This window comes from Streptomyces sp. AC555_RSS877 (assembly GCF_019049245.1).
GTDB lineage: Bacteria > Actinomycetota > Actinomycetes > Streptomycetales > Streptomycetaceae > Streptomyces.
This window is the reverse complement of record NZ_JAGMUK010000240.1, coordinates 16764-39917: the sequence shown is the minus strand read 5'-3', so window position 1 is coordinate 39917 and position 23154 is coordinate 16764. Positions and strand designations below refer to the sequence as shown.

At 70.2% G+C, this 23154-nt stretch carries 27 protein-coding genes and 1 tRNA gene; 15 read left to right on the top strand and 13 right to left on the bottom strand.

Translation table 11 applies throughout. From position 1 onward, the window contains the following. Window positions 1-480: 480 nt before the first annotated feature. Window positions 481-1284: an exodeoxyribonuclease III gene (locus KUM49_RS47925; RefSeq protein ID WP_217243301.1), complete on the bottom strand. Its 804-nt coding sequence runs from the start codon at window positions 1282-1284 to the stop codon at window positions 481-483. A gap of 66 nt (window positions 1285-1350) precedes the next feature. Between KUM49_RS47925 and KUM49_RS47920 the strand changes: the two genes are divergently transcribed. Further along, entirely contained in the window at window positions 1351-1827 is a 477-nt protein-coding gene (locus tag KUM49_RS47920; protein ID WP_217243300.1) for a GNAT family N-acetyltransferase, read from the top strand. A gap of 3 nt (window positions 1828-1830) precedes the next feature. On the opposite strand, the gene KUM49_RS47915 is transcribed toward KUM49_RS47920, so the two are convergent. Beyond that, window positions 1831-2505 carry a response regulator transcription factor gene (locus KUM49_RS47915; protein ID WP_217243299.1) on the bottom strand — a complete coding sequence of 225 codons (675 nt, stop codon included), beginning with the start codon at window positions 2503-2505 and terminating at the stop codon, window positions 1831-1833. Beyond that, window positions 2469-3737: a sensor histidine kinase gene (locus KUM49_RS47910; protein ID WP_217243298.1), complete on the bottom strand. Its 1269-nt coding sequence runs from the start codon at window positions 3735-3737 to the stop codon at window positions 2469-2471. Before KUM49_RS47910 ends, KUM49_RS47915 begins: the two co-directional genes overlap by 37 nt. Before the next feature lie 166 nt (window positions 3738-3903). Between KUM49_RS47910 and KUM49_RS47905 the strand changes: the two genes are divergently transcribed. Together KUM49_RS47905 and KUM49_RS47900 are read left to right on the top strand one after the other, a co-directional pair. Next, entirely contained in the window at window positions 3904-4689 is a 786-nt protein-coding gene (locus KUM49_RS47905) for an ABC transporter ATP-binding protein (protein WP_217243297.1), read from the top strand. Then, the gene (locus KUM49_RS47900) at window positions 4683-7118 is read left to right on the top strand and encodes an ABC transporter permease (RefSeq protein WP_217243296.1); all 2436 of its coding nucleotides are present in this window, start codon (window positions 4683-4685) and stop codon (window positions 7116-7118) included. Before KUM49_RS47905 ends, KUM49_RS47900 begins: the two co-directional genes overlap by 7 nt. Window positions 7119-7133: 15 nt before the next feature. On the opposite strand, the gene KUM49_RS47895 is transcribed toward KUM49_RS47900, so the two are convergent. Further along, on the bottom strand, window positions 7134-7529 hold the full coding sequence (locus KUM49_RS47895; RefSeq protein ID WP_217243295.1) for a nuclear transport factor 2 family protein: 396 nt from the start codon (window positions 7527-7529) through the stop codon (window positions 7134-7136). 58 nt (window positions 7530-7587) lie between these two features. On the opposite strand from KUM49_RS47895, the gene KUM49_RS47890 reads away from it, so the two are divergent. Continuing rightward, window positions 7588-8163 carry a PadR family transcriptional regulator gene (locus KUM49_RS47890; protein WP_217243294.1) on the top strand — a complete coding sequence of 192 codons (576 nt, stop codon included), beginning with the start codon at window positions 7588-7590 and terminating at the stop codon, window positions 8161-8163. Between the two features lie 264 nt (window positions 8164-8427). On the opposite strand, the gene KUM49_RS47885 is transcribed toward KUM49_RS47890, so the two are convergent. From KUM49_RS47885 to KUM49_RS47875, 3 genes are all read right to left on the bottom strand, one after another. Next, window positions 8428-9372, bottom strand: coding sequence for a restriction endonuclease (locus KUM49_RS47885; RefSeq protein WP_217243293.1), 945 nt, complete (start codon window positions 9370-9372; stop codon window positions 8428-8430). Window positions 9373-10621: 1249 nt separating this feature from the next. Then, window positions 10622-11134 (bottom strand): GNAT family N-acetyltransferase, encoded by a 513-nt coding sequence (locus KUM49_RS47880; RefSeq protein ID WP_217243292.1) that lies wholly within the window; start codon window positions 11132-11134, stop codon window positions 10622-10624. A gap of 11 nt (window positions 11135-11145) precedes the next feature. Then, window positions 11146-11922, bottom strand: a complete 777-nt coding sequence (locus tag KUM49_RS47875; RefSeq protein WP_217243291.1) for a GntR family transcriptional regulator — start codon at window positions 11920-11922, stop codon at window positions 11146-11148. Window positions 11923-12056: 134 nt separating this feature from the next. Here KUM49_RS47875 and KUM49_RS47870 point away from each other — a divergent pair, with 134 nt between their 5' ends. The 11 genes from KUM49_RS47870 to xerC all read left to right on the top strand — a co-directional run bounded on the left by KUM49_RS47870 (window position 12057) and on the right by xerC (window position 18483). Next, window positions 12057-12392, top strand: coding sequence for a hypothetical protein (locus KUM49_RS47870; RefSeq protein WP_217243290.1), 336 nt, complete (start codon window positions 12057-12059; stop codon window positions 12390-12392). 2 nt (window positions 12393-12394) lie between these two features. Continuing rightward, window positions 12395-13735 (top strand): FtsK/SpoIIIE domain-containing protein, encoded by a 1341-nt coding sequence (locus KUM49_RS47865; RefSeq protein WP_217243289.1) that lies wholly within the window; start codon window positions 12395-12397, stop codon window positions 13733-13735. A 79-nt stretch (window positions 13736-13814) separates the two neighbouring features. Further along, on the top strand, window positions 13815-13982 hold the full coding sequence (locus KUM49_RS47860; RefSeq protein ID WP_217243288.1) for a hypothetical protein: 168 nt from the start codon (window positions 13815-13817) through the stop codon (window positions 13980-13982). A gap of 76 nt (window positions 13983-14058) precedes the next feature. Next, window positions 14059-14694 carry a DUF2637 domain-containing protein gene (locus KUM49_RS47855; RefSeq protein WP_217243287.1) on the top strand — a complete coding sequence of 212 codons (636 nt, stop codon included), beginning with the start codon at window positions 14059-14061 and terminating at the stop codon, window positions 14692-14694. A gap of 20 nt (window positions 14695-14714) precedes the next feature. Continuing rightward, window positions 14715-14897 (top strand): mobile element transfer protein, encoded by a 183-nt coding sequence (locus KUM49_RS47850; RefSeq protein ID WP_217243286.1) that lies wholly within the window; start codon window positions 14715-14717, stop codon window positions 14895-14897. 16 nt (window positions 14898-14913) lie between these two features. After that, complete coding sequence (locus KUM49_RS47845; protein WP_217243285.1) at window positions 14914-15219, top strand: hypothetical protein; 306 nt, start codon at window positions 14914-14916, stop codon at window positions 15217-15219. Between the two features lie 94 nt (window positions 15220-15313). After that, the gene (locus KUM49_RS47840; protein WP_217243284.1) at window positions 15314-15496 is read left to right on the top strand and encodes a hypothetical protein; all 183 of its coding nucleotides are present in this window, start codon (window positions 15314-15316) and stop codon (window positions 15494-15496) included. Window positions 15497-15501: 5 nt separating this feature from the next. Further along, window positions 15502-15672 (top strand): hypothetical protein, encoded by a 171-nt coding sequence (locus tag KUM49_RS47835; protein WP_217243283.1) that lies wholly within the window; start codon window positions 15502-15504, stop codon window positions 15670-15672. Beyond that, window positions 15669-17060: a replication initiator protein RepSA gene (gene repSA / locus KUM49_RS47830; protein WP_308407055.1), complete on the top strand. Its 1392-nt coding sequence runs from the start codon at window positions 15669-15671 to the stop codon at window positions 17058-17060. The genes KUM49_RS47835 and repSA overlap by 4 nt, the downstream gene beginning before the upstream one ends. Continuing rightward, window positions 17057-17263 carry an excisionase family DNA-binding protein gene (locus tag KUM49_RS47825; RefSeq protein ID WP_217243282.1) on the top strand — a complete coding sequence of 69 codons (207 nt, stop codon included), beginning with the start codon at window positions 17057-17059 and terminating at the stop codon, window positions 17261-17263. Before repSA ends, KUM49_RS47825 begins: the two co-directional genes overlap by 4 nt. Continuing rightward, window positions 17260-18483 (top strand): tyrosine recombinase XerC, encoded by a 1224-nt coding sequence (gene xerC / locus KUM49_RS47820; protein ID WP_217243281.1) that lies wholly within the window; start codon window positions 17260-17262, stop codon window positions 18481-18483. The genes KUM49_RS47825 and xerC overlap by 4 nt, the downstream gene beginning before the upstream one ends. Before the next feature lie 72 nt (window positions 18484-18555). Here the strand turns inward: xerC and KUM49_RS47815 are convergent. The 6 genes from KUM49_RS47815 to glp all read right to left on the bottom strand — a co-directional run bounded on the left by KUM49_RS47815 (window position 18556) and on the right by glp (window position 23153). Beyond that, window positions 18556-18629, bottom strand: a tRNA-Ala gene (locus KUM49_RS47815). A 76-nt stretch (window positions 18630-18705) separates the two neighbouring features. After that, entirely contained in the window at window positions 18706-19887 is a 1182-nt protein-coding gene (gene glpR, locus KUM49_RS47810; protein ID WP_217243279.1) for a gephyrin-like molybdotransferase receptor GlpR, read from the bottom strand. Window positions 19888-20071: 184 nt separating this feature from the next. Beyond that, a complete protein-coding gene (locus tag KUM49_RS47805) occupies window positions 20072-20710 on the bottom strand; it encodes a GNAT family N-acetyltransferase (RefSeq protein ID WP_217243303.1) in 639 nt (212 codons plus the stop codon). Beyond that, window positions 20707-21213, bottom strand: a complete 507-nt coding sequence (locus KUM49_RS47800; RefSeq protein ID WP_217243278.1) for a molybdenum cofactor biosynthesis protein B — start codon at window positions 21211-21213, stop codon at window positions 20707-20709. The genes KUM49_RS47805 and KUM49_RS47800 overlap by 4 nt, the downstream gene beginning before the upstream one ends. Continuing rightward, window positions 21210-21722: a cyclic pyranopterin monophosphate synthase MoaC gene (gene moaC, locus KUM49_RS47795; RefSeq protein ID WP_217243276.1), complete on the bottom strand. Its 513-nt coding sequence runs from the start codon at window positions 21720-21722 to the stop codon at window positions 21210-21212. The genes KUM49_RS47800 and moaC overlap by 4 nt, the downstream gene beginning before the upstream one ends. Window positions 21723-21830: 108 nt before the next feature. After that, on the bottom strand, window positions 21831-23153 hold the full coding sequence (glp, locus tag KUM49_RS47790; protein ID WP_217243275.1) for a gephyrin-like molybdotransferase Glp: 1323 nt from the start codon (window positions 23151-23153) through the stop codon (window positions 21831-21833). Between the last annotated feature and the right edge of the window lies 1 nt (window position 23154).

Below are 23154 nucleotides of genomic sequence, written 5' to 3'. Positions count from 1 at the left end.
CAAATCCCTCGCCGGCTACCTCACCAAGGTCACTCCTCCAGCCAGCGATAACCAGCGACAGACTTAAGCCCGCGATTTCTGGCGCATCACACTAGTGTCCTGCGCCGTTAATTCGTCGTTAGTTCTTGGCAGTCCGGCGCTGCCGACTCGGTCGAGTACTCGCAGGCCGGGGCCGGACGGGCGGCCGACCAGCCCGGCAGGGCAAGGCGCGAATCTGCCGACGAACTTCGGGCGCAGCACACTAGGGCCTGTCCGGCGGATCAGGTCGCAGGACATGCGCGGCGCCTCGTCGACGCAGGTGAGCGGGGCCTGGTGCGTCGAGCTGCAAGGCGGAGGAGGGCGTCGACGCGATGGGGTCCCCCCGCTCGAGCGAGGTCGAGAATGGGGGAGTCGGCAACCGACGACAACGCCGCAGATCGGCGTGCCGGGCCCCGCGTCTGCGGCATGATCCGCCGGACAGCCCCTAGAGGTCGACGTCGACTAGAGGTCGTAGACGACGGTGACCGGCGCGTGGTCGGACCACCGCTCGGCATGCGTGGCCGCGCGCTCCACGTACCCCTTGACCGCCTTGGCGGCAAGACCCGGCGTCGCGACGGCGAGGTCGATGCGCCATCCCGTGTCGTTGTCGAAAGCCCGCCCCCGGTACGACCACCACGTGTACGGGCCGTCGACGTCCGGGTGCAGTGCCCGCACGACGTCGACGTAGCCGCCCTCCGCAGGATCGAAGACCCGGCTCAGCCACTCCCGCTCCTCCGGCAGGAAGCCGGAACTCTTCTGGTTCGCCCGCCAGTTCTTGAGGTCGGCCTGCTGGTGGGCGATGTTCCAGTCGCCGCAGACGACGACCTCGCGGCCGTCGGCGGCGGAGCGCTCACGCAGGTCCTTCAGATGGGCGAGGAACTCGCCCATGAAGCGGACCTTCTCGTCCTGGCGCTCGGTGCCGACCTCGCCGGAGGGCAGGTAGAGGGAAGCCACGGTGACGCCGGGCAGGTCGGCCTCGACGTAGCGACCGCTGGTGTCGAACTCCGACGAGCCGAAGCCGACCCGGACCCGGTCGGGCTCGCGGCGGGTGTAGAGGGAGACGCCGGCCCGGCCCTTCGCGGCGGCGGGCGCGTGCACGACGTGCCAGCCGTCGGGCGTGCGGACGTGCTCGGGCAGCTGCTGCGGTTCCGCGCGCACCTCCTGGAGGCAGAGCACGTCGGCGGAGGTCTCCGCGAGCCACTCCACGAAGCCCTTCTTCGCGGCGGCGCGCAGTCCGTTCACATTGGCGGAAGTCACAGTGAGCACCCCGGCACGATACCGGCACACTGGACCGAGCCCCGACCAGGATTGGATCTTCATACGGTGACCAGCGTGAACATACGTCGCGTCTCTTTCGACCATCCCGACGCCGTCAAGCTCAACGACCAGGTGCAGGCCGAGTACCACCTGCGTTACGGCGACGGCGGAGACGCCACCCCTCTGGACCCCGCGGACTTCGACCCTCCGAACGGGGTCTACCTGATCGCGTACGACGAGAACGACTCCCCGGTCGCCACGGGTGGCTGGCGCTGCCAGGACACCAACGGCGAGGGCAACCTCGACGGCGACGCCGAGCTCAAGCGGATGTACGTCATCGACGCGATGCGCGGCCGCGGCCTCGCCCGCCGCATGCTGGCCGTCCTGGAGGAGGACGCCCGCACGGCCGGCCGCTCACGCATGGTCCTGGAGACCGGCACCGAGCAGCCCGAGGCCATCGCCCTCTACCAGTCCAGCGGGTACGAGCCGTGCACCAAGTTCGGCTACTACCGGCACTTCGAGGAGAGCCGCTGCTTCGCCAAACGCCTGTAGGGCTCAGCTCCTGAGATAGGTGAGGACTGCCAGCACCCGGCGGTGCGTGTCGTCCGCCGGCGGCAGGTCCAGCTTGGTGAGGATGCTGCCGATGTGCTTGCCGACGGCCGCCTCCGACACCACCAGGGCCCGCGCGATCGCCCCGTTCGACCTGCCCTCCGCGATCAGCGCCAGCACCTCCCGCTCCCGCGGGGTGAGCCGCGCGAGCGGATCGCGCCGCCTGCGCAGCAGTTGGCGTACGACTTCGGGGTCGACGACCGTGCCACCGGCCGCGACCTTGCGCAGCGCGGCCACGAACTCCTCGACCTGCCCCACCCGGTCCTTGAGCAGATAGCCGACGCCGGTGCCGTCCCCGGAGTCGAGGAGTTCGGCGGCGTACGCCCGCTGCACGTACTGGCTGAGCACCAGCACGGGCAGTCCCGGCCGCCCCTCCCGCAGCCGGACGGCCGCGTGCAGCCCTTCGTCCTGGAAGCCGGGCGGCATGCGTACGTCCGTCACGACGACGTCGACGTCCGGCCCGTGCCCGGCGACCGCCGCGAGGAGCGCGTCCGCGTCGCCGACGGCGGCGAGCACCTCGTGTCCGAACCGGGTGAGCAACCCGATGAGGCCCTCGCGCAGCAGCACGCTGTCCTCGGCGAGGACTATGCGCAGCGGTCTGTCGGGGACGTCGGCCGGCAAGGGATCTCCACTCGCAGCAGGGTCGGTCCGCCCGGCGGGCTGGACAGGGTGAGTCTGCCATCGAGGACCGACACCCGGTCGGCGAGACCGGTGAGACCGGTGCCGTGTGCGCTGTCGGCGCCGCCGCGTCCGTCGTCGCGGATGTGGAGTGTCAGCCGTCCGTCCTCGTGTCCGCCGCTGATGACCGCGCGGCTCGCCCGGCTGTGCCGGGCGACGTTCGCGAGGCCCTCGCGGACCACGAAGTACGCGGCGGACTCGACGGGCCGGGGCAGCCGGCCGGGCAGCTCCAGGTCGACGTCGACGGGGACCGGGCTGCGGTCGGCGGCGTCGGCGACGGCGGCTTCGAGGCCGTAGTCGGCGAGGACCTTGGGATGGATGCCGTGGATGAGTTCGCGCAGTTCCGCGAGGGCCTGCCCGGCCTCCTCGTGGGCCTTGGCGAGCTGGTCGGCGAGCGGTCCCGGCGGGGCGTCCAGGCGGGCCAGGCCGAGTGTCATGGTGAGCGCGACGAGCCGCTGCTGTGCCCCGTCGTGCAGGTCCCGCTCGATCCGCCGCCGCTCCGCCTCGAACGCGTCCACCAACCGCACCCGGGAGCGGGCGAGTTCGGTGACCTGGTCCTTGGAGGCGAGCAGGGCGCGGGCCAACTCGGCGCGCGCACCGGCCAGGACGCCCAGTGCGTAGGCGCCCACCGCCAGCAGGACCAGCCCGGCCGCGGCGACCGCGAAGGCCTGGGGCCAGGTGTCGACGGTCCACCGCTTGGCCACCTTCGCCTCACCGTCGAGGGCCACGACCACCGGGGTGGCCATCATCGCCGCGGGGAATCCTGCCGCGAAGGCGACGGCCAGCGCGTCGAGCGGCCACAGCACCACCCCGAACAGCACGGCGTACGCCAGGTCCCGCCAGGTCGCCGCCTCGCGCAGCCGCGTCCACAGCCAGGCCCGCAGACCGGGTGTGCCGGGGACGCGGTGGCCGTGACCGGCCTCCGGCCGCACCCCGACCATCCGCAGCCGCCATCGCTCCACGGTGGCCACGGGGGCGCCGGCCAGTGCGGTGAGCACCAGCAGGGGCAGGCCGAGCAGGACGACGGTGAGGGCACTGCCGACGACGGCGCCGCCGAGGATCACGACGAGGACGACCGGGCCGAGCAGGGCGCCGCTGCCCAGGTAGGCGAGGGCCCGCCAGGGCCATGCGGTCGCCAGGTATCCACGGCCGCCGAGGGCCTGCCACAGGGTCATGGGGATCACCGTAGAAGCCGGTGCGGGGCGGGGCCATGGGCCGGGGCGGAGGGTCGGGGGTATGCCTGGCCCTACCCCGAGTCTCGCCTTGGCCGCACTGCGTCAAGACCGGGTCGCGCGGTTTGGTGGTCCCGCTGACACCGGACCAGGGGGAGCAGAGGCGGAGATGAGACCCAACGCGATCGAACTGCGGGCCGTGAGCAGGAAGTACGGGGCGGGCGGTGGCACCGTGACCGCGCTCGACGACGTCTCGCTCGCCTTTCCCACCGGCACCTTCACCGCCGTCATGGGCCCGTCCGGCTCGGGCAAGTCGACGTTGCTGCACTGTGCCGCCGGCCTGGAGGGGCCCACCTCGGGTTCGGTACGGCTCGGCGGCACGGAGCTCACGGCGCTGAGCGAACGGAAGCTGACGCTGCTGCGCCGCGAGCGCGTCGGCTTCGTGTTCCAGGCGTTCAACCTGCTGCCGTCACTCACCGCCGCGCAGAACGTCACCCTGCCCCTGCGTCTGGCCGGCCGTCGCCCGCCGAAGGCCCGGGTGCGCGAGGTGCTGGCCCAGGTCGGCCTCACCGACCGGGCCGGCCACCGCCCCTCCCAGCTCTCCGGCGGCCAGCAGCAACGCGTCGCCCTCGCCCGCGCCCTCATCACCCGTCCCGAAGTGCTGTTCGGCGACGAGCCGACGGGGGCGCTGGATTCACGGACCGGCCGCGAGGTGCTGACGCTGTTGCGGGCGATGGTCGACACCGAGGGCAGGACGGTGGTGATGGTGACCCACGACCCGGTGGCCGCCTCCTATGCCGACCGGGTCGTGTTCCTCGTCGACGGGCGGGTGCACGGGGAGTTGGCCGGAGAGCCGGGCGGGGTCTCGGGTGGTGCGGCGGACGGTGCGTCGGACCCGGTGTCGGCGGCTGCGATCGCCGCGCGCATGACGACGCTGGAGGCCGCCCCGTGCTGAGCATCGCCGTACGCACCCTGCGCACCCGCTGGGTCACCTTCGCCGGCACGTTCGTGGCCCTGTCCCTGGGCGTCACCCTGCTCACGGTCATGGGCCTGGCCCTCGCCGCTTCGCTGGACGCCCCCGAACGCGGGCCGGAACGGTTCGCGGCGGCCCCGGTCGTGGTGAAGGGCGAGGACACCCTGCGCGTCCCGACCCCCCACGGCATCCGCACCGAGAAGCTGGCGCACCCCCGCCCGGTCCCGGCCCCCGTCGTCACCGCCCTGCGTGCCCTCGGCCCGGTCGTGGAGGACCGCACGTTCCCCGTACGGACCGAGGGCGGGCCGTCGGACCTGTTGGGCCACCCCTGGTCGACGGCGCCCTTCGCCCCGTACGACCTGACGGCGGGCCGCGCCCCGCGAGCCGCCGGCGAGGTCGTCGCGACGGGCGCCTGGACGGCCGTGGGCCAGCGGCTGCGCACCAGCCACGGAACCGTACGGGTCGTCGGGACGGTCCGGGACCTCGGCTTCGAGAACGCCCTGTTCTACCCCGACACGGCCGCGGCCCGCCTGTCCCCCGTGAGCACGCAGCTGGTGGTGGACGCGGAGGCGGCGGCGGTACGACGGGCAGCCCCCGGCGTGAGTGTCCTCACCGGCGACGCCCGCCGCCTCGCGGACGCCGACCCGGACCGTGACCGTGAGGCGCTGACCGCGCTGAACGCCCTGTTCGGTACGGCCGGTGGGATCGCCGGGTTCGTGTCGGTGTTCGTCGTGGCGTCCACCTTCGCGTTCGCGGTGGCGCAACGGCGCCGGGAATTCGGGCTGTTGCGCACGGCGGGCGCGACCCCGGGCCAACTGCGCCGGACGGTGCTGGCGGAGGCGCTGTTGATCGGCGTACTCGCCTCGGCGACGGGCTGTGTGCTCGGCGCGTACGCCGCCCCGCGGTTGGTGGAACGGGTCGTGGCCGAGGGTCTGGCGCCGGACTGGTTCACCGTCGGCGCCCCTGTCTGGCCGTACCATCTGGCCTTCTGGACCGGTCTGTCGGTCGCCGTGTGCGGAGTGGTGACGGCGTCCTGGCGGGCCGGCCGGACCGCACCCACGCAGGCCCTGCGCGAGGCGGCGGTGGACACCGGCACGATGACCTGGGCCCGCCGTCTGTCGGGCACGGCGCTCCTCGTGACCGCCGTCGTGACGCTCGCCCTGTCGCTGCTGACCGATCCGGGCGACCTGCTGCACCGCAAGACGTACGTGAGCCGGCCCATGCTCCTGATCACCGCGGTCGCCCTGCTGTCCCCGGTCCTGGTGCGCCCCCTGACCCGCCTGATCACCTGGCTCCCGTCCCGGCTCCCCGGCGCCTGCGGCCTGCTGGTCCGCGAGAACGCCTCCGCCGGCGTCCGTCGTACCGCCGCCGTCGCGGCCCCCGTCCTGGTCACGGTCGCCCTGACGGGTTCCCTGCTCGGCGCCACCGCGACCCTGAACGGGGCCAAGGCCGCGGAGCTACGGCAGCGGACCACCGCCGACTTCGTGGTGTCGGCTCCCGAGGGCCTCGACCCGGAAGCCGTCAGCCGTCTGCGCGGGGTGCCGGGAACCGCCGCGGTCTCGGTGAGTTCCGCCGGCGCGGTCTACTTCCTGGAGGACGGCGTGGCCCTGATCGAGTCCGAGGCCCGCGCGGCCACCCCCAGGGCGCTGGCCGCCACGGCACACCTCCCGCTGGCCTCCGGCCGCCTCGCCGACCTCGACGACGACTCGATCGTCGTCAACGAGGAGTGGGCCCGGCACACGGTCGGCGACCACGTCACCGTCTGGCTCGGCGACGGCACCCGCAGGTCCCTGCGCATCGCCGCGGTCATGCCCACCGGCACCGGGGACAACGGCGTCTACGTCACCCCGGCCAACGCCCCCCACGCCGTGCGCGACCGTGCCGACGTCACGCTCGCACCGGGCGCCGACGCGAGCGCGGTGGAGGCGGGACTGCGACGCGCGACGGAAACGGAGGGCGCCCGCGTGCTCACGAGAACAGCCTGGCTGCGCACCGTCTCCTCCGACCACGGCACCGGCGGCACCACTCGCCTCGGCTTCCTCCTCGTCCTCGGCATCGCCCTGCTCTACACCGGCATCTCTCTCGCCAACACCCTCGTCATGGCGACCTCCGACCGCGCCCAGGACCTGGCGGCGCTACGCCTGGCAGGCACCACCCGCGCCCAGATCCTGCGCCTGGTCGCCGCGGAAGCCCTGACCGCGGTGACCGTGGGCGCCCTCCTGGGCCTCCTGGTCACCACCGTCAACCTCCTGGGCATGCGAGGGGCCCTCCACCGCCTGTCCGCCGACGCCCCGATCGACCTCCCGTGGCCCGCCCTCGCCGCCACGACGACCGCCTGCGCCCTCCTCGCGGTCGGCTCCGCGCTGCCGCCGACGGCCCTCACCCTGCGCCGGCTCGCCCAGAGGCAGTGAGGCGAGAGGCCGGCGTCACTGCTGCCCGGCCGCCTCCCGGGCGATCCGCTCGAACTGCGCCCCCATGGCGGCGGACAGGGCGTGCGCCGCCGAGAGCGGGCGGACCATGACCATGAAGTCGTCGATCCTGCCGTCCTCGTCGACGTGCAGGAAGTCGCAGCCGGTGAGCTGCTTGCCGTCGACGGTCGCGGTGAAGACGAGGGCGTGGTCGCGCCCGTCGGGGTTCGCGATCTCCCGTACGTACGTGAAGTCCTCGAAGACCTGCGACACGGCGCGCAGGATCGCGCTGGTGATCGCCTTGCCTGCGTACGGCTTGAAGACGACCGGGCTGGTGAAGACGACGTTCTCGGCCAGCAGGGCGGCCGCCGCGTCCATGTCACCGGTCTCGACGGCTTTCCGGAAGGGATGCACGAGATCACCTCACATACTAAACAAGTTGAATAGGTGTGTTGCAGAGTAAGATCGGATCATGGCTTTGCGCAACGCCGTGATGGCCGCACTCCTGGAGGGCGAGGCGTCCGGGTACGACCTCGCGAAGGGGTTCGACGCCTCGGTGGCCAACTTCTGGACGGCCACCCCTCAGCAGCTCTACCGGGAGCTCGAGCGAATGGAGAGCGAGGGCCTCATCTCGGCCCGCGTCGTCGAGCAGGAGCGTCGCCCCAACAAGCGGCTCTTCACGCTCACCGAGGCCGGACTGGAGGCCGTCCGCGCCTACACCGCCGAACTCCCCGGCAAGCCGACGGCGATCCGGGACGAGTTGCTGGTGAAGGTCCAGTGCGTCGACGCCGGCGACATCGAGGCCGTACGCGCCGGGATCGCCGAACGCATGAAGTGGGCCACGGCCAAGCTGGATTCCTACGAACGCCTGCGCCGACGCCTGCTGGACGGGCGTACCGAGGACGAGTACTTCGCCACCGCCGAGCGCGTCGGCCCCTACCTCACCCTCATGCGGGGCATGGCCTTCGAACGGGACAACCTCGAGTGGGGCAGGCTGGCTCTGCTGCGACTGGAACAGCGCGCCTCGGCCGCCAACGGGCGGTCCTGAGAGGGCGATTGCGAGGGGCGAGGTGAAACACGAAGATCCCGCCCGATCGGTCAGATCGGGCGGGATCTCGTCAACTGCCCCCGAGTCACCTCGGAACAGTCGTTGCGGTGGACCTGTGGGGATTTGAACCCCAGACCCCCTCGATGCGAACTACGGGCGGGGAGGCCGCTGAGGTCTCCCGGGCTGGTCACGAGGGTGTTAGCGGCTCGGGACGGTCACCTGTGGTTGTCATAGTTGCTGTACTTCGCTGCTGTACCGCGGTGATCAAGCACTCGGTAGCAGGTCAGCGTCGGAGCACTTGTAGCCGTTCCCTTGAGGCCAGATGATCGCTTGCCCAGCAGTCTTCGCGAGCTCGATGAGGTCCGGGCGGGGCATGCTCGGCACAAGAACGGCTTGGTACTTGGCGCGCACGAAGCGGTTGTAGTCGAGGAGCTGACCGAGGGCCATGCGCATGTTCTCCCGCGTCACGCTGCCCTTGGCCTCGATGAGGACATCTAGGTCTGGCACGTAGAGGTCTGTGAGGAGGGGCCTGTTTTCACCCTCGGGCAGGATGCGATGGCGGTTCACCCGGTAACCCTTGGTTCGCAGGTACGCGCTGAAGTCCATCACCAACTTGCTTTCCCGGCGTTCCGCCTCGTACGGCTCGCGGTTCGGGTCGACGAACGTCTTCTCGGTTTCAAGGCGTTCGATGTCGATCTCAGTGACAGTCTCATGCTGTTCCGCAAGCAGCCGGCCCACCTTCGTGCCAGGGTGCTGGGCTGGAATGTCCAAGGGGCGAAGCTTGAAGACGATGACCTTGCGAAGCGGGCCATCTCCAGTCTCCGGCGCGTCTGCTTCGTACCATCCCGCGGCAGCGAATTGGCCAAGGTAGGTCACGTTGCCCCGGGCGCCCTGGAAGACCCGTAGCGCTCGACCCTCGGCTTCATGGTTCAGGATGCTGGCGTTACCGGAGAGCATCCGCTGGTCTCCGTACTGACCTTCCCCGCTGTAGTGGAAGAGCCCATCGGGCATCCAGCCGTCGTAGTACCCATGCTTCTCGCCGGCGATCGGATCCGTAAAGATCATCACGTTGGGCGACTTGGCTGATGGTCCGATGCCGCCCTGAGTCCGCCCGCCGTACTTGGCGTGCAACTGCTTGCGCTCGATCACTTCACCTGGTTCGAGGTCCCACTCGATGGCCTCGCGCTCCGCGGAGCTCACCTCCGTCACGGTCGCTCTCCTCCTTGATCAGCCGCACCTGCTACGGCTGGTCTTAGTGTACGCTTCCCGAGACGCATGAGAATCAGATGTCCGAATCGGATGCGAGATTTGCGTATCCGATTCGAAGGAGTGGAGGACGCCGAAGCTGCAACCGAACCTGGAACGAATTAATTGATCTGCGCCAACTTTTCAATTGGTTCGCGAATGACGCTCCGTCAAGCACCAGACACGACGGGTATGCTGAGGCTGTCTCGCTCCTTACTGATCACCGCGCCTCGACGCACTTGCGGTCGAGGTACCCGGCTCGCCGGGGGAACCACTCAGGTAAGGAGTAGGGATGAACAAGCGAGAGCCTGAGGAGCAGGAAGAGAAGCCCGATCAAGATCCGGACCCGCGTTGGTTCAGGCTCCTGATCGTGGCCTTGAGGCTCCTGGTCGTGGCCTTGCCGGCTGTGGCGGCTGTCGCAACCTGTGTGGAGCAGTTGGCGCGAGGCTAGCGCTGTGTGAAGTGGTGCCGGAAGATGGCGGACCGCAACAAAACGGGTCCGACCGTTGCTTACTCGGCCGGACCCGCTTCGCTTACTCCACGCACGTGCCCGGTCCTGGTCTGATCCACCAGGGCCGGGCCTTCGTGCTGGAGGCCTGGGCGCGATCTAGGGTTGCAACCTGATGTTGCCCTCCCTAGCGCACTCCGTAGTGCGTTGCCACTATATCTACCCTGAAGCTAGTTAGCTCTAGATGGCGTTAGTGGCGTTAGCGCTAACGGCGGGTTCTTAACCGTGATGCCCCTATCCAGTACCGCTCCGCGCCACCGCAACCCACCACTCTCCCCAGCTCCCATCCCGTCCGCCGTCGACCCACACACCGTGGAGCGGGCGTGGTTCATGGCGTCCAGGTGGAGCGCGCCACTGTACGAACGACCTGGACGCCATGGGCCGCGTCTGCTCGGCTCTGCCTGGGTCGATGGTGGACGGGATGGGAGCACCCCACGCACACCACTACGGGCCCGCGGTCGGGAACGGCGCCCCCTCCATCCCGGTGCCGGCCGATCCCCCGCCGGAGGCATCGCCTTGACCGTTGGCCGCGCAATGCGGTGATCGACTCATGGCCACCGGTCCTATCCACATGTGGGCGCGCGTCGGCGGCGGCAGCGCCGAGCGGGCCGAAGGCAGGAGCGCGGGCGCAGCCAGAGCCGGGAAGCGCGCCCGGCGGAGCGGAGCGCAGCCGGGGCTTGATGAGGTAGAGAAACCTGTAACAGCTCAGGCGTCGGGTGCGGCGTAGCAAACCGCGTCGATGCTCTGGCCGTCTCCGTAACGGTGTGAGGTCCTGCCGATCTCTTGCCAGCCGAGGCGCTCGTACAGGCGCATGGCGGCGGTGTCCTTGGTCATGACGTCCAGGACAAGCCGAAGTCCATGTTCGCGGCCGTAGCTCATGGCGGCTTGCGTAAGGCTCTCTCCGAGGGCGTGCTTCCTGGCGGCCTTGACGACGAACAGCCTGGCAAGAACCGCGATCCGATCTTCCCTCTCGCCGCTCTGCCGCACCCACATCGATACCGCGTCCTCGCCGTGTGGGCGCATCACTGCCACATGTCCCACGATGGCTCCGTCTAGCTCGCCCACCCATGCGGCCATTACGTCAGCGGAGCGCAACCACGCCTCAGGGCGCTGAACGCCTTCGACCGGATAACCATCGGTGGCGTGCACCTCGGTCAACGCTGCTGCGGCACCGGCAAGGTCAGCGTCTTCGAAGGGGCGGACGACCGTATGCTCCATGGGGCAACTCCTCACTGCTCGACGGGCAGTTCGTAGAGCAAACCGGTCTGGTCGGCTCGATGAACGTAACGGGAGACCTCGAAGGGCGTCCCTCCCTGGTCCAGGCTTGTGTGCAGCACTTCCAGGACCGGCACGCCAGGCAAAAGATCAAGGATTGCGGCTTCCTCAGGAGTGGGCATCCTGGCGCTGATCTCGTCGCGGACGCGCGTCATGACGTGTCCGAGTTCCTCAAGGCGGCCGTAGATGCCATCCTTTCCGGTCTTCTGCTGCATGAGCAACGTTCCTTGCGCTTCTTCCCATCGCAGGTATGTCGAGACGATCTGCACTGGCTCGTCATCCGCGAAGTAGTGGTTCTCCCGGTGGACGACGCTCTCCTCGTCCGCGGGCACCTTCAAGCGCTCTGCGACGTCTGCCGGCGGCTTCTCGCGGGCGATGGAGGGGACTTCAATCCTCGCCACCTTGCCTTGGCGTTTCGCCTCCAGCCGGAACGGCGTCAACCCCGTCTCTCGGTTCTTGAGCGAGTAGCGATCACTGCCGAACCGAAACAGCCTCTGCGGCTCTCGCACGAAGACGCCGCTTCCGTGCTTCGCGGTGACAAGCCCTTGCTCGGCGAGCAGGCGTACGGCTTCGCGGGCGGTGTTTCGGGCGGATCCGTACTTCTCGGCTAGTGCCCGCTCGGACGGCAGCTTGTCGCCGCTGCGAAGTTCCCCGCGCTCAATCTGACGCCTTAGATCTTCGGCGATACGGCGGCTCGGTTGCTGCGGGGTCGAGGGGTTGGGCGGGGTCATGGCGGCAGTCTAGCAACTGGCTCAAGCCAGATGGTTGACCCTGACGGCAGTGTGTGCTCAACTGGCTTAAGCCAGTAAGTGGCTCAAGCCAGTTGGCGTACCTTAAAGAGTGCGCCTCGACACAGGAGTGACGTATGCCGTCCTTCAAGATCGACCTTTCGACCGCTGTTGTGTTCGTGGCGACCGCGCCCGAACCGAAGATGGTCAACAAGAAGACCGGTGAGCGGGCCGTGGACCGGGAGACCAACGCGGGGCTGTCAACCGTGGGTCTGCTGGTCTCGGACGAGGGGGAGGGCAACCTCTACCAGGTGACCGTGCCGGAGACCGGTCTTCCCGAGGGCCTGATGCCGGGGATGCCGGTGCGGGTGGTCGGGCTCAAGGCGCGGGACTGGGAGAACGAGTTCAACGGCCAGAAGCGGCACGGGATCTCGTTCCGCGCGGTCGCGGTCACGGCGGCGGCGGCGGCCTGATCATGACCGACACCGCTACCTGGGTGGAGCTGGGCGGCGTCGCCGCTGGTGCCGGTGGGCTCGGCTACGCGAAGGTCCGCGCTCCGCGCGTGTACTGGTCGCTGGTCGGTCTGCCGGTCACCTGGGGCCGGTTCACCTGGACCTACCGGGACACGATGGAGGTGTGCGGGCTGACGGTGCGGCCGTCCGGCTTTCGCGCCTTCGTCAAGCGCAACTTGGCCCGTGGCGAGGTTCGGCCGGTGGCGCCGAAGGTGCGCCGGGTCTTCCCGACTTCGACCGGTCTGCGGGTGGTCCTGCGTCTTCCGGCCGGCCTGGAGCCCGCCGACATTGCCGCCTCGTCCGAACGCCTCCGCCACGCCTGGGGAGTCCGGTCGGTGACCGTGGCGGAGACGAAGCCCGGCTACGTCGAACTGCGGATGACCGGCTACGACGTCCTGGCGCGGGTCACGATGCCGCGTAAGGCGCAACCCCGTGACCTGATCGTTCCGGTGGCGCTCCGTGAGGACGGCTCGGTGTTCGAGCGGGACTACCGCCGGGTGCCGCACGCCCTGACTCTGGGTGCCAACCAGTCCGGCAAGTCGATGTATCAGCGCAACCTGGTCAAGGGGCTCGCGAAGCTGTCGGTCGGGCTGGTCGGGATCGACTGCAAGCGGGGTGTCGAACACGGCCGCTACGCGCCAAGGCTGTCGGCGCTGGCGACCACGGCGGACACGGCTGGGAAGTTGATCGACGCGCTGGTCACGGAGATGGAAGACCGCTTCGACCTGCTCTCCCTGTATGGCGTCTCGGACCTGTGGGAGCTGCCTGTTGAGGTCCGGCCGGTGCCGTTGGTCGTCCTGATCGACGAGGTGGCGGAACTGTTCCTGGTGACCTCCAAGAAGGATGAGCCGGCCCGCGACCGCACGGTCATGCAACTGGTGCGCCTGGGCCAGATGGCCCGCGCGATCGGCATCTATCTGGAGGTGTGCGGGCAGCGCTTCGGCTCCGACCTCGGCAAGGGCGCCACCGCGCTGCGTGCTCAGCTCACCGGCCGTGTGGTGCACCGCGTCAACGACAAGCAGACCGCCGAAATGGGCCTGGGCGACATCGCCCCGGACGCCGTGATGGCAGTGACCGCGATCGCGCCGGATCGCCCCGGCGTCGCGGTGGCCGGTGACACCTCCGGCGGCTGGTCCCGTATCCGCACCCCCGAGACCACCCCGGACGAAGCGGCGGCCGTCTGCCGCGAGTTCGCCCACTTGACCCCGGACCCGGCCTTCCTGGCCCCGTTCCGTCCGGTCAGCCGGGCCGTGCCGCCGATGCCTGCCGCACCGCCGCTCGTGGTCCCGCAGCAGGCCCCCTAATCCCTGCTTCCCGGTCGGCGTGACCGCCTCGCGCCAGTTCCCTACCCCCGCCATGCCGAAAGCCGGAAGGAGATCGCCCATGGCCCGCAAGAGTGCCAAGCCCGCCACCAAGCCGTGCCCGCCGTGCAAGGGCACCGGCGAGGTCTCCCGCACCGTCCACGTAGGCCGCAAGCGCCGTCCGGTCGGCGAACAGACCGGCCTGTGCCTGAGCTGCCTTGGCGCCGGCGAGATCCCCGCCGACGACTGAACCCGCCGGGGCCGGGCGGCCGGACACCGATCCCCGCCCAGCCTCGGCCCCATCCCCGCGAAGGAGGTGAAGACCCGTGACCCGCTCGATCCGCCTTGACGCCGTACTCGTCCAAGCCGTGATTGCCGGTGCGTTGTCCTTCGCCCACCTGCATGACCTTGCCGAAGCGGCCGGACAGACCGGCTGGAAAGCCTGGGCCTACCCAGTCTCGGTCGACCTGCTCCTCGTCGCCGTCTGGCGCAGGCTGCGCACCGACCGGTCCAAGCTGGCCTGGTTCTGGTTCCTGGTCGCCCTGACCGCCTCGCTCGGCGCCAACGTCGCCACCGCCGGGCTCCTCGACCTGGAGCACGTGCCGGACTGGCTGCGAATCCTCGTGGCCGGCTGGCCCGCGCTCGCCTTCCTGGGCGGCACCCTGCTCGCCCACCAACCCGCCGACCGCGCCCCGGCACAGGAACCCGCAACCCAGCCCGTACCCGTGGTCGACCGCCCCGAGATGCCCGAACCGGCCCCGGAGATCACCACGCCGGAACCCGCCCCGGCTCTGCCCGAAGCAGCTCATCCACCGGTGCCGCCGGCGCTGGTCGACCACGCCCGAAAGGTCGCCACCGACCACCGCACGCGCACCGGCACCGACATCGACACCGCCACCCTGCGCGCCCGCCTCGGCATCCCGGAAGACCTCGCCGGCGCGATCGCCGCCCAACTCGCCTGACAGACAAGGAGGTTCAGACCATGCGCCCGAACCGCTTCTACGACGTGATCCGCATCGGACCGGTCAAGGTCGGCACGTTCAACAACGGCCGGGGCCAGACCAAGCACGCCGCCGCGTGCACGGCTCCGAAGTGTGGCTTTTCCACCGAGCACGGCGACCGCTCGGCCGCCGAACTCGCCGCCCGCACCCACCGCTGCACCTGAACTGGAGGGCCGAACCGTGCAGCTTCCCGAAGACCAGCTTCGCGCCGGTCACATCCCGACCGAGATCTACCGGCAGCTTCCGCCCGGCACCGACGTGCGCAGGGTGGTGATCGTCCAGGAAGCCCCGCGCTCCTACACCGGCCCGATCGTCCTGACCTTGGTCATCACCGCTGGAGCCGTCACGGTCCTCCTGGTGATCGCGTTCGTGGCGCAGGTCGTCGCCGGTGCGGCCGTCGCGGTCCTCTCGGCAAGCGGCGGCATCGGCTACACGATCAACCGCACGTCCAAGCGCAAGAAGTCACCGCGCGCGCTCAGCAAGTAGAGCCCTCCGGGGCGGCCTCAACCGCCAAGTTTCCGCCGCCCCGGACGGCTTTCACCACTTCCAGATCCATCGGACCCGAAAGGGAAGCCCCATCATGCCCCAGCACGCCCAGAGCACGCCCGTCTGCCGCGACTGCGACGGCTTCGCCACCGCCGCCATCACCACCGGCACTCGCCACCAGGACGGCACCCGCGACACCCTCCGCGTCACCTGCCCGACCTGCAAGGGCACCGGCTACGCCACGCCCGCTGCCTCCCTCACTCGTGCGGGGAGGTGACCGCCGTGGCGCTCCTGAACTGGCGTTCACCCGAGCACTACGACCACACCGGCGACCAGCCTTGCGTGATCTGCACCAAGCCCACCCCCCTGCGTTCCGACCGCGGCAAGCCCGTCCACAAGGTCTGCGCCGAGGACTGGATCGACCGTCACCCGCCGAAGGAGGACAACGCGTGACGGACACCGTCACCATGGCGGGCTTGGACCCGGCCACCCTCGCCGACGTGCTGAGGGTGGCCGGGGCCCCCGGCTTCGACCGCCTTAACGAACAGCTCCGCCGCACCGGAGGATGCTCCGACCCGATCCACCTACGCGGCGCCACCGTGACCCGCGACCGGGTCACCGGCCAGGTCCTGCACTCCTACGACACCGACCACGAACCGGGCGGCATGCTCCGGGTGGCCTGCGGCAACCGCCGTGCCTCGCGCTGCCCGGCCTGCGCCTGGACCTACGCGGGGGACACGTACCACCTCATCCGCGCCGGCCTAGTCGGCGATCCCGCCAAGGGCACCCCGCACACGATCCGGGATCACCCTCGGGTCTTCGCCACTCTCACCGCGCCCTCGTTCGGGCCGGTCCACAACCGCCCGGGCAACCGGCCCTGCCGCTGCGGCACACGGCACGGCGAAGACGCACCCGAGCTCGGCACCCCGCTGAATCCGGCGACGTACGACTACGCGGGCGCGGTGCTATGGAACAACCACGCCTCCGAGCTGTGGCGCTACTTCACGATCTACCTCCGCCGCGAGATCGCGAAGCGGGCCGGACTCACGCAGAAGGACGCCCGTGAACAGTCCCGTGTCTCCTTCGGCAAGGTCGCCGAGTACCAGAAGCGCGGGGCCGTGCACTTCCATGCGGTGATCCGTTTCGACGGACCCGAGGGGCCTGACGATCTGCCGCCGGCCTGGGCAACCCTCGACCTGCTGGACGGCGCGATCCGCGCCGCTGCTGACCGTGTGGCGGTCGACGTGCCTCCTGCCGGGGATCAGCCTGCCCGCACCCTCCGGTGGGGCACACAGCTCGACGTCCAGCCGATCGGTGCCTTCGGCCACGGCGAGGAGATCACCGAAGCCGCCGTGGCCTCCTACGTCGCCAAGTACGCCACCAAGGCGGCAGAGACCACCGGCACCGTCGACCGCCGGGTCGGGAACAAGGAAGCCCTCGTCCTGTTAGGCGTGCCCGACCACCCGCGCCGACTGATCGAAGCGTGCATGGACCTGCACCCGCTCTACCCGGAACGCAAGCTCCTGGCCTGGGCTCACATGCTCGGCTTCCGCGGCCACTTCTCCACCAAGTCCCGCCGCTACTCCACCACGCTCGGCGCCCTGCGACAGGTCCGCGCCGACTACCGCGCTGCCCAGCAACGCGAAGCCCTCGGCCTGCCCGACCCCGACGACGAAGAGGCAACGACCCTGACCCTCGCGCACTGGGCCTACGCCGGCCACGGCCACACCCCCGGCGAATCCTGGCTCGCCGCCAACATCCGCCGCGACATCCAGCACAACCGAGAGATCGCCCGCGAAGCCCTGCAAGACCAACTGGACACGGAGGAACAAGCAGCATGACCGCAACCATCATCGAACCGAAGTGGCACACGACGGAGGAAGTCGCGGTCCTGCTCCGCTTCGGGCTCTCCAAGACCAAGATGCTGATCCTCACCGGAGAGATCCGCTCTGTGAAGATCGGCCGCAATCGGCGCATCCTGCCGGAATGGGTGGACGAGTACGTGCAGCGCGTCACGACCACCCCTGAGGGGGTGTCGGCATGAGTGGCAAGCGCGGCAACGGTGAAGGCTCGATCTACGCGTACAAGAACGGCTTCGCCGCCTACGCCTGGGTGACCACCCCCGACGGCAATCGCAAGCGGAAGTACGTCTATGGCAAGACCCGCGAAGAGGTCCACGACAAGTGGATCAAGCTGCACGCTGAGGCCAAGCAAGGACCGGTGGTCACGTCCTCGCCGACGCTCGCGCAGTACCTCGCGCAGTGGCTGAAGGAGGTCGTGACGCCCGACCTGAAGCCCAAGACCGCCGAGACCTACGCCATGCACGTCCGGCTCTACATCACGCCGGGACTCGGCTCGAAGCGGCTCGACAAGCTCACCGTGCGGGACGTCCGGAACTGGGTCAACGCCCTGTTGGATCAGTGCCAGTGCTGCACTCAGGGCCTGGATGCGAAGCGGGACACGCCGCGCTGCTGTGCCGCCGGTGACTGCTGCGAGCGCATCCCATCGCGTCGCACCGTGCAGGACGCACGCGCTGTGCTGCGGTCGGCCCTGACCAACGCGATGACGGAAGAGCTGATCTCGAAGAACGTGGCTGGCCTGGTCAAGGTGCGGTCGGCGCGCAAGGTGAAGCGGCATCCATGGTCGGTGGAAGAGGCCCGACAGTTCCTCGAAGCGGCCAGCACCGCGCATGACCCGCTGTACGCGGCCTACGTGCTCATCCTGGTCCTGGGCTTCCGGCGTGGCGAAGTGCTCGGCCTCACCTGGGAGAACGTGAACTTGGACGCAGGTGAGATCTCAGTTCAGATGCAGCTACAGCGCATCAACCGGCGCTTGGTCCACGACGAGACCAAGACCGAGGCGTCAACGGCCGTGCTGCCGCTCCCGGAGATCTGCATTGCGGCTCTCCAGCGCAGGCAGAAGGAACAGGAGTTGGCCAAGCAGGCGGCCGGTGAACTGTGGTCGGACTTCGGCTTCGTGTTCACCACCCGCTACGGCACGCCGTTCGAACCCCGCAACTTCAACCGCCGGTTCGTCGACCGCTCAACGCGGGCCGGCGTCCGTCAGATCCGTCTCCACGACACTCGGCACACGTGCGGTTCGCTCCTCGCCGCGCTCGACGTGCACCCGCGGGTCGCGATGCAGATCCTTCGGCACAGCAAGATCGCGGTGACCATGGAGGTGTACACGCACGTGCCCTCGGAGGCGACCCGCCGGGCACTGCGCAAGCTGGGCAAGCACCTTGGGAAGCAAGAGCCGGAGTAGTTGCTGTACTTCGCTGCTGTACGGCATGTCAAAGCCCCGGTCAGGACTTCCCGACCGGGGCTTTGAGCTGCGTGGACCTGTGGGGATTTGAACCCCAGACCCCCTCGATGCGAACGAGGTGCGCTACCAGACTGCGCCACAGGCCCTTGCAACGAGTGAAACTCTAGCATCCCCGTCCGGGTGCTTGGAAATCCGTTCCCGGGCTGGTCACACCACCTCGGGTCACTCGTTCGCGGCCCGCGGCCGGTCGCCGTCCTCGTACTGGTCGAAGAGCGGCGTGCGGCCACGCTCACGGGCGCGTCGGGCGGAGGCGGCGCGACGGGCGTCACTGCGATCGTCCGCCGCCGGCTTGTCCTCCTCGTCGGCGGCCTCCTCCGCCTGGCCGTCCCGCTCGCCGGGCCGCGCCTCCTGCTCGGGCGTGGCGGCACTGGACCGCGCGGAGCTCCACGCGTCAGGTGCCCCGAGGTCCACGTCGGAGGTGGCCCGCGGAGCGACCGGGGCGGTCACGTACGTCGGCAGCGGCACCGGCACCGGGTCCCAGCTGTCGCCGTGCCCGGGCCGCTGCTGGCGCTCGCGCTGCTGGTCCACCCACTCCGCGTGGTCGGTCTGCTCGACGAGCGCACGCCGGTCCGCGGCCAGCGCCGACAGCCCGGGGTCCAGCTCGGACGCGGGCCCTCGGTCCGGCTCCTCGGCGTCGGCGCCCGTGTCGACGGACGCGCGCCGGCGCGGCTGGCGCGTCCGCTCACGCAGTCGCTGTGCGGCGACCTCGGCACGGCGGCGGTCCATCTGGTAGGCGAAACGCCGCCGCTCCTGGGAGCGCAGGTAGGCGATGTACGCGCTGAGCAGCACGGCGGGAACGCCGGGCGCCCAGAGGAATGTGAGCCCGCCGACCGCGGCGACGATCGCACCGAGCGAGAAGGCGATGAACAACATGACGGTCGTACGCCGACGGCGCGCGAGCACCTTCGTACGCCGGGCGCGCGCGGCGGCCGCTTCCTCCGCGGGCGTGCGCCGGGCGACCGGCACCCGCTTTCGCGCGGGCGCACTCGCCTTCTCGCGCGCCGGTTCGCGCGCTTGTTCCGACCGGGCCGGCGCCTGCTCCTGGACCGCGGCCTGCGCCTGCGGACGGGCCGGAGGCATGGCGAAGGCCCGGACGTCCACCGAATCGGTGACCGCGCCCGGGTCCGCGGCGCTGGGCTCCCCCTCTTCGGTGGAGCGCGCCCGCAGGTCCTTGGCGTATCGGCGCTCCATGCCCGCCCGTCCGGACAGCAACCGGATGGCCGTGCTGAAGCGTTCCGTCGGACGGGCCTCGTTCAGCTCGTCCTGCCTACGGAGCCACATCGGCACCAAGTAGGCGGCCCAGGCCCCGACAATGACTGCGTAGATGAGGCCGCTGCTGCTCACGCCTCACACGGTAGAGGGGTTTGCGTGAGGCCATCTGCCAATTACGCCGGTGTGTCGCACGATCTGGCTGATATTTCGAGCTTTTTTTGTGACCGATGCGATCAACAGGCCACCGAGGAAGCGAATTCCCTGTCTCGAGACGGTCATCCGTCGATCATTTTCGAACACATATTCAATTTCCGCGTTATGCGGGATTGTCGTGCGGGGCGCTCCTGGATCGTGCCCGCTGCCAGCGCCTGAGCAAACCGTCGGGCACCTCCTCCGCGGTGAGTGCGAACACGAGGTGGTCGCGCCAGGCGCCGTCGATGTGGAGATAGCGCGGTCTCAGGCCCTCATCGCGGAATCCGAGTTTCTCCACGACCCGGCGGCTGGGCCCGTTCTCGGGGCGAATGCAGACCTCGATGCGGTGCAGACCCACGGTCCGGAAACAGTGGTCCACGACGAGCGCCACGGATGTCGGCATCACTCCGCGGCCGGCCACCGACTCGTCCACCCAGTAGCCGACATGGCCCGAGCACATCGAGCCCCAGGTGATTCCGGCGACCGTCAGCTGCCCGACCAGCCGGCCCTGGTACTCGATGACGAACGGCAGCATGCGGCCCGCGTTCGCCTCGGCCCGCAGATGCCGGACCATCTGGCGGTAGGTCGGCCGGTGCGCGATGGGCCCGCTGGGCGTGGGCGGCGGGATCGTCGCCTCCCAGGGCCGCAGCCAGTCCCGGTTGCGCCGGTTGACCTCGCGCCACGGCCGCTGGTCGCGCATTCTTATCGGCCGGAGGACGACATCGCCGTCCGCCAGTACGACGGGCCAGGATGGGCTGTTCAGCTCGCACCCCCACTACCGGCGGCGGGTCTGGGGTGGTCGCCGCCGCGCAGCTGGTCGACGGCGTGCACCAACAGGGGCTCCAGGACGGCCAGTCCGTCCCGCACCCCGCCGGTGGAGCCCGGCAGATTGACGATCAGCGTGCGCCCCGCCACTCCGGCCAAGCCCCGGGAGAGCACGGCCGTCGGCACCTTCTCCCGTCCGAACGCCCTGATGGCCTCCGCGATGCCTGGCACCTCGTGGTCGATCACCCGGCGCGTCGCCTCGGGGGTCCGGTCGGTGGGCGAGACGCCGGTGCCGCCGGTGGTGACGATCACGTCGTACCCGGCGTCCACCCCGGCACGCAGGGCGGCCTCCACCGGCTCCCCGTCGGGGACGACCTGCGGCCCCTCGACGGCGAAGCCGAAGCCCTTGAGGCCGTCGGCGATCAGCGGGCCGCCCTTGTCCTCGTAGATCCCGGCGGCGGCCCGGTTGGAGGCGGTGATGACGAGAGCGCGATACGTCATGCCCGGCTCCAGTCGCCCGACTTGCCGCCCGTCTTCTCTTCGACCCTGACGTCCGTGATGACCGCTCCCTTGTCGACCGCCTTGACCATGTCGATCACGGTGAGCGCGGCGACGGAGACCGCGGTGAGGGCTTCCATCTCGACGCCCGTGCGGTCCGTCGTCTTCACCGTGGCCCAGATCTCCACGGCGTCGTCCGCGACCCTCAGGTCCAGTTTCACACCGGACACCGACAAGGGGTGACACAACGGGATGAGGTCGGGGGTGCGCTTGGCGCCCATGATGCCCGCGATCCGGGCGGTGGCGAGGGCGTCTCCCTTGGGGACGCCCTCGCCGCGCAGCAGCTCGACCACGCGGGGCGAGACCAGGACCCGGCCGCTGGCACTGGCGGTGCGCGCGGTCACGTCCTTCCCGGACACGTCGACCATGCGGGCCGCGCCCGCCTCGTCGATGTGGGTCAGACGGTCCTGCACAGAGGGTCCGGGGGTCTCCCCCCGGGAAGGCACTGTCATGCTGTGTCGCGCTCCCGGTCCGGGCCCGGCGCGATGCGGCGCGTGAGCCTGTTGTGCGCGACACGGTACCGCCAAGTTGAACCCTTGAGCGGCGCGGACCCCCGCTGCTCAGCCGAGCAGGACGACCTCGATGTCGGCGCCGGGCTCCACGGACTCCACGTCCTCGGGGACGACGATCAGCGCGTCGGCGTGCGCGAGGGCCGCGACCAGGTGCGATCCGGCACCGCCGACCGGGGTGACCGCACCCTCGGCGTACGTCCCGCGCAGGAACTGCCGGCGGCCCTTCGGCGAGGTCAGCGCCTTGTGGGTGGTGAGCGTCGCGCGGGTCCGCGGCCGGTGGACGTCCGGGAGGCCCATCAGGGCGCGGATCGCGGGGCGCACGAACAGCTCGAAGGAGACGTACGACGACACCGGGTTGCCGGGCAGGGCCAGCAGCGGTGTGTGGTCGGGGCCGATGGAGCCGAATCCCTGGGGCTTGCCGGGCTGCATGGCGAGTTTGCGGAACTCGATGCCGCTGCCGGCCTCGTCCTCGTCGCCGACGTGCGACAGCGCCTCCTTGACGACGTCGTACGCCCCGACGCTCACGCCTCCGGTGGTGACCATGAGGTCGGCGCGGACGAGCTGGTCCTCGATGGTGGACCGCAGGGTCTCGGCGTCGTCGGCGACGGCGCCCACCCGGTAGGCGATGGCGCCGGCGTCGATCGCGGCGGCGGTGAGGGCGAAGCTGTTGGAGTCGTAGATCTGGCCACTGCCGAGTTCCTGGCCGGGCTGGACGAGTTCGCTGCCGGTGGACATGACGACCACGCGCGGGCGCGGCCGGACGCGTACGGTGGCGCGGCCGATCGCGGCGAGCAGGGCGATCTGGGGCGGGCCGAGGACGGCGCCCGACTCCAGGGCGCGGTCCCCTGCCTTCACGTCACTGCCCTCGGCTCGCACGTGCGCGCGAGCCTCGGCCGACCGGTACACGTGCACGTGCCCCTCGGCGCCGTCGGGGGCCAGGGCGCGGGCGCGCATCCCGGTCACGGGGCCCTCGCCGAGGCCGCCGTCCGTCCACTCGACGGGGACGACGGTCTCGGCGCCGGGCGGCAGCGGGGCGCCGGTCATGATGCGGGCGGCCTGGCCGGGTCCCACGTGCAGCAGGTCGGCCTGGCCGGCCGCGACGTCCCCGACGACGTCCAGGACGGCGGGGTACTCCTCGCTCGCTCCCGCGACATCCGTGACGCGCACCGCGTACCCGTCCATGGAGCTGTTGTCGAACGGCGGCAGGGACACCGGCACCGTGATGTCCTCGACCAGGACGCAGCCCTGGGCGTCGAGGAGTTGCAGCTCGATGGGTTCCAGGGGGCGGACGGTCGCGAGGATGTCCTCCAGGTGCTCGTCCACCGACCACAGCTGGTCGTGGCCGGTGGTGCGGGGTGCGGCGCTGCTCAAC